6 protein-coding genes are annotated in these 5,409 nt (G+C 49.1%); 2 read left to right on the top strand and 4 right to left on the bottom strand.

Features of this window, described 5'->3' with window-relative positions:
* Positions 1-215: 215 nt before the first annotated feature.
* Complete coding sequence (locus ACR0P9_RS07125) at positions 216-629, bottom strand: MerR family transcriptional regulator (protein WP_432618690.1); 414 nt, start codon at positions 627-629, stop codon at positions 216-218.
* A gap of 106 nt (positions 630-735) precedes the next feature.
* On the opposite strand from ACR0P9_RS07125, the gene ACR0P9_RS07120 reads away from it, so the two are divergent.
* Entirely contained in the window at positions 736-1,353 is a 618-nt protein-coding gene (locus ACR0P9_RS07120; protein WP_432618688.1) for a flavodoxin family protein, read from the top strand.
* A 19-nt stretch (positions 1,354-1,372) separates the two neighbouring features.
* Complete coding sequence (locus ACR0P9_RS07115; RefSeq protein WP_432618686.1) at positions 1,373-2,518, top strand: iron-containing alcohol dehydrogenase; 1,146 nt, start codon at positions 1,373-1,375, stop codon at positions 2,516-2,518.
* A gap of 57 nt (positions 2,519-2,575) precedes the next feature.
* Here the strand turns inward: ACR0P9_RS07115 and ACR0P9_RS07110 are convergent, their stop codons facing one another.
* Genes ACR0P9_RS07110 through ACR0P9_RS07100 form a run of 3 tightly spaced genes read right to left on the bottom strand, consistent with a single transcriptional unit; the run spans position 2,576 to position 5,371 of the window.
* Positions 2,576-3,625 carry a lysylphosphatidylglycerol synthase transmembrane domain-containing protein gene (locus ACR0P9_RS07110; protein ID WP_432618684.1) on the bottom strand — a complete coding sequence of 350 codons (1,050 nt, stop codon included), beginning with the start codon at positions 3,623-3,625 and terminating at the stop codon, positions 2,576-2,578.
* Complete coding sequence (locus ACR0P9_RS07105; RefSeq protein WP_432618682.1) at positions 3,615-4,298, bottom strand: polysaccharide deacetylase family protein; 684 nt, start codon at positions 4,296-4,298, stop codon at positions 3,615-3,617. The genes ACR0P9_RS07110 and ACR0P9_RS07105 overlap by 11 nt, the downstream gene beginning before the upstream one ends.
* Positions 4,295-5,371 carry an MGDG synthase family glycosyltransferase gene (locus ACR0P9_RS07100; RefSeq protein ID WP_432618680.1) on the bottom strand — a complete coding sequence of 359 codons (1,077 nt, stop codon included), beginning with the start codon at positions 5,369-5,371 and terminating at the stop codon, positions 4,295-4,297. Before ACR0P9_RS07100 ends, ACR0P9_RS07105 begins: the two co-directional genes overlap by 4 nt.
* Positions 5,372-5,409 lie beyond the last annotated feature (38 nt).

Genomic DNA, 5,409 nt, shown 5'->3' with positions numbered 1-5,409 from the left:
TGCGGCTGCTCATCACCGAAGATCAGATCATCAATATCCGGTACATCCGGCTCGCAATGAGAATAGTCCCGAATCTGGAACATACCTATCACCTCCTGTATCTCTTCTCTTTTGTTCTCCCCTATTTTGCCCCATACGCAGGAAAAAGTCAATGCGTTTGCGCAAGATCTTACGCACGACTTACAAACAAATTACACAGTATCTCGCATGTAAAATTACTCTGCATCCGGAGCATCAACGGGAATCAAATTGCTGATATACGGCTTCTTTCCGGACAGCACTTCATCGTAAAAATTCTGTTTCCAGTCGATATATGCCACACTTTCTTCCAGCTCTTCGATGGCATGGCGCAGCTCCTCTTGCTTTTTAGCAAGCAGTTCTTTTCTCTGCGTGATGGTTTTCTCTCCCTCCAAGCACAGAGAAAGATAGGTTCTCATCTCCTGAATGCTCATGCCGCACTTTTTCAGACATACCAAGTCTTTAATCCATCGAACATCATGCTCATCAAAAATGCGCCGATTGTTCTTGTCTCGCTTGACATGCGGCACGAGACCTTCGTTACAGTAAAATTTCAGCGTCTGATAGGTCATATTTGTTTCCTTGCACACCTGCATCATTGTATATATCATAAAAAAACCTCTATTTTTCTCAAAAAGCTCTTGACCGATAGTTACTACCGCAATCTATAATAAGTATAGCGTAAATTATCGATAAACGCAAGATTGGAGAATTTGTATGAACGTTTTACTCATCAACGGAAGCCCACACGCGAAGGGCAATACCTACATCGCACTGCACGAGATGGAAAAAATCTTTGAAAAAGAAGGTGTCCAGACCGAGATTCTTCACATCGGCAACCAAGACATCCGCGGATGTATCGCCTGTCGAAAATGTGCAGAAACAGGCGCCTGCGTCTTTGATGATGCGGTGAATGCAGCTGCTGAAAAATTTGAACACTGTGATGGTCTTGTCATTGGCAGTCCGGTATATTTTGCCTCCGCCAATGCAACGCTGGTTGCCTTTCTGACCCGCCTGTTTTTCAGCACCCATTTTGACAAGACAATGAAAGTCGGCGCATCCGTCGTTGTTGCACGCCGCGGCGGTCTTTCTTCTACCTTTGATGAACTGAATAAGTTCTTTACGATTTCCGGTATGCCGGTCGCCTCCGGACAGTACTGGAACAGTGTGCATGGCAGAGAACTCGGTGAAGCCGCACAGGATGCAGAAGGCTTGCAGGGAATGCGTACGCTTGCCCGCAACATGACCTTCCTCATGCGTAGCATCGCCTTGGGAAAAGAAACCTACGGTCTTCCGGAACAGGAGCCGTTCCAACCAACAAACTTTATCCGTTAATCAGCAGGAGGTATATATTATGCAAGCATTTACGTATTCCTATCCGGTAAAAGTATATTTTGGCGAAGGAAGCGCCAAACAGGCATTGGATGCAGAACTGAACAAATATGGCAGCACGGTTATGCTGGCATACGGCGGCGGCTCTGTCAAGCGCAACGGCATTTATGACGAGATTCGCTCGCTGCTGGAAGCTGCCGGAAAGACCGTTGTCGATTTCTCCGGCATCATGCCGAATCCAACCTATGCCAAGGTGCAGGAAGGTGCTGCCCTCGTCCGAGAGCACGGTGTCGATCTCATTCTCGCTGTCGGCGGCGGTTCCGTCATCGACTGCTGCAAGGTTGTATCCGCACAGGCCGTGCTGGACGAAGATATTTGGAGCATGGAATATGAAGCAGGCAAATTCCCGACATCCGGTATCCCGCTCGCCGCTGTCGTCACAGCGTCCGGCACAGGCGCAGAAATGAACGCCGGTGCTGTCATTACCTATGAAGAAAAGCTGTGGAAGGGCCCGATTTTTGCAGTCAGCGCTGATTTTTCTGTTTTGGATCCGCAGTACACCAAGTCGGTGCCGCCGATGCAGGTACTGTCCGGTGCCTTTGACACCCTGAGCCATGCCATGGAAACCTATCTCGGCAATTCCGATCAAGACAACGTATCTGACGACGTTGCTCTCGCTGTCATGAAAAACACTGTCGTGAACATGCGCCGCCTCATCGCAGACATCAACGACATGCAGGCACGCAGCAATTTGATGTGGGATTCTGCCATGGCAGAAAACGGCATCCTCAAGTGCGGCAGACTGACGGATTTCCAAGCGCATCAAATGGAGCATCAGCTCGGCGCATACACCGACTGCAATCACGGTCAGGGACTTGCCGTCATTCATCCGGCATACTATCGTCATATCCTCAACGATGCACCGGAAAAATTTGCTCGGTTCGCTAAGGAAGTCTTTGGCAAGGACACAGCAGAGGAAGGTATTGACGCGCTGTCTGAACTCATTCGAGCTTGTGGTTTGCCGACAACCATGCATGAATTACAGTCCAAGACCGAGATCACACCAGAGCTGCTGCGCCATGTCGCTGACACGTGCAACATCATTCACAGCAATCCACGCGAACTCAGCCGCGAGGAAATCTATACGATTCTCATGGAGTGCATGTAACTTTCATACGCCAATACGCCAAACAGCCCTTCTCCCCATTCAGGAAAAGGGCTGTTATTATTGTATTTGCTTTCGAGCTGTTTTTGCCCGCTCAAACAAATGATGCAGAGCGATTGAGCATCCGCTTCCTGCGACAAACAAGTAAAAACTGACGCCGCGGCTGAGCAGCATCGCATTGTGCAGTGCTGCCCCCGGAATAAAGGCACGAAACAGCAGCAAAAAAGCGCCTTCGCTGGCACCGATAGAACCGGGCAGCGGCAGAGCAGACACGCTGACATACAAAACCGCTTCCATCGCTGCAATCGCAAAAAATGAATGCCCCATTGACGGATACAACGCCATAGCAATCCAACACGGAATCGTGTAAAATGCAACGGTCTGCACGATGGTAATGCCGACAACACGGCATAAAATATGCGTATTCTGACGCAAATACTGCGTGCCGCGATGATACAGCTCCAATTGTTCCGTCAGCTGCTGCCGAATCTGTTCGACCTTTTTATAGCGTATCAGCGTCAACAGCCGTACAACCAAGCATAAGATACTTTCACTCGCCCGCTTAGAAAAAATAATCGCCAGCGTGATGACAAGCAGCACTGCATTGATCGCTGTGCCGAGCAGAAAGGCATATCGAAACGCGCCGCCCTCCTGTACCAGCAGTGCATACTGGGTTCCAAATCCAATCGCTGCAAAGGCAATCGTGACGCATTGAAAAACCGAAAACTGCACCAGCAATGCCAAGGTTGCCGTCGGAACGGCGATGGTATCTCGATGCATGTAATACAGCTGCATCGGCTGGCCGCCGCTGGCAGACGGCGTGACAGAGCTAAAGAAAAAGCCTACCAACGCATAAAAAATATTTCTGCTTAACGACCTGCGGCAGCCAAATAAGCGCAGGCATTGCCATGTAGCGATTCCTTCGCTGAGTAAGAATACACACATGCATCCAACCGCGATGCCGATAAACGACAATCTTGCACTGCGCACCGCCTGCCAAAGCTCTCTCGGATCTTGTCCGCGCAGCAAAAAATAAAAGGTAATGGCAATTAGACCGACAAACAGAAGTAAATTTCCTGCCATTTGTTTTCCTGTCAATTTATTTTCCATAATGATCCACCGTATCAAATCGGTATCCCTGTTCCAGCCACTGTGGAATCGTCTTGCGCAATGCCGCAATCGTTCGCGCCGGTGCATCATCCTTGCCGCGTCCATCGTGCAGGCAAATGATACTGCCTCCTGTCGTGCGCTGCAGCAGTTTCTTTTCAATGCTTTCGGCAGTTTCTGACGCGCTCCAGTCCTGTGCCATGACATCCCACAGCATCGGTTTCATCCCGCAGCGATACATTTGGCAGGCGGATACCACATTCCAATGTCCCCATGGCGGACGAAAATATTGGATATTGACACCCAAATGCTGCATGATCTGCCGTGCTTTTTGAAAATCGCTGTATGCCTGCCATGGCATTTGCAGCATTCCATTTTTATGTACCAATCCATGGACACCGACCAAATGTCCCTCGTCCTGCATTCGCTGAATGATAGCCGGATTCTGTGCGGCGAATTGCGCCACGACAAAAAAGCTGGCCTTGATGTCATATCGCGCAAGCAGACGCAGCAATTGCGGCGTATACAATAAATCCGGTCCATCATCAAAGGTCAAATACAAGGTTTTGCCGCCGTGCTCGCGGCGCACACGATGCAGGAACTTTGCCGTATACGTAGGAACAATGCTATATGCCAGTACAGCTGTGCAGGCACCAAGGAAATACCACGTTTTCACAATACCGCCTGCCCTTCTCTCTGTCCATAAATCATAGCAGGACAAACAGCTTCCCAGCTGTGTTTCAGCTGCTTCATGTGTTGCTTCATCGTGTGCAGCCGCTGCACATCCTGTGCCAATCCCAATATATCTTGTGGAATGGTTTGGGTCTTTTTCCCTGCCACACAGCCAATCTGATGCTGTTCGATAAATTGCGCATTGGCGAATTCCTGCATCAAAAACGGCTGCAAAATATACAGCGGTGTCTCGCTGTATATCGCTTCAAATGTCGTCGCGCCGCCGGATTTTGTCACCAGCAAATCCGCCTGCTGCATGTAGTGCGCCACCTGTTCGGTATATCCAACGACAGTGATATTCGGATATTGTGCGCGCAGTTTGCTGTACAAGGCGTAATTCTTGCCGGTAATGACCGTAACGTGCACGGTTTTGCACTGTTCCAGTGCAGAAAGGCAGGCATCGACGGACGGAAGAAGTCCCAGTCCGCCGCCCATGAGCAAAATTTCCGTTTGTTTTTTGCGCATGTCTTGTGCCGGATAGAGAAAGTCTTGTCGAACCGGAATGCCGCAAACATGTATACTCTGCGCCGGAACGCCTCTGACCATCAATTCCAGCTTGGTATCCTCCGCACCGACAAAATACAAATCTGTGCCGGAAACAATCCATTCGTCCTGCGCGCCAATGTCTGTGATGTATGTATATATCTTTAGGGATGTATGATATTTTTGTTTATATGCTGCTGCAAATTGAGAACACATCGGGAATGTAGATACAACGGTCTCCACGCCATTTAGCAACCGTTTCATCTTTTCTGCGACCCAAATCTGCATGAATGTATTGCATTTTCCCGCCATTTTATTGAGCTGATTATACACACTAGGGCAATGATTTACCATCTGTGCAAAGCTGTGATAAATCATTGTGCTGCTGTTAGGAAACAGCTCCTCGATCAAATCTACCACGCGAACGGAAATCTCGCTGTCCATCTTGACCAGCTGCTGCCGAATCGCCTCTGCCACGCAGCAATGTCCCATGCCAAATCTTCCGGTTAAAATCAAAATTTCTCTTTGTTTCATCGTTTCACCTCTATCCCCTTGCTTGTATTGAGTATATC

Source organism: Butyricicoccus sp. (assembly GCF_050872565.1).
GTDB lineage: Bacteria > Bacillota > Clostridia > Oscillospirales > Butyricicoccaceae > Butyricicoccus_A.
Note: the sequence above shows the minus strand (reverse complement) of the source record. Positions and strands in the feature narration are given on the sequence as shown.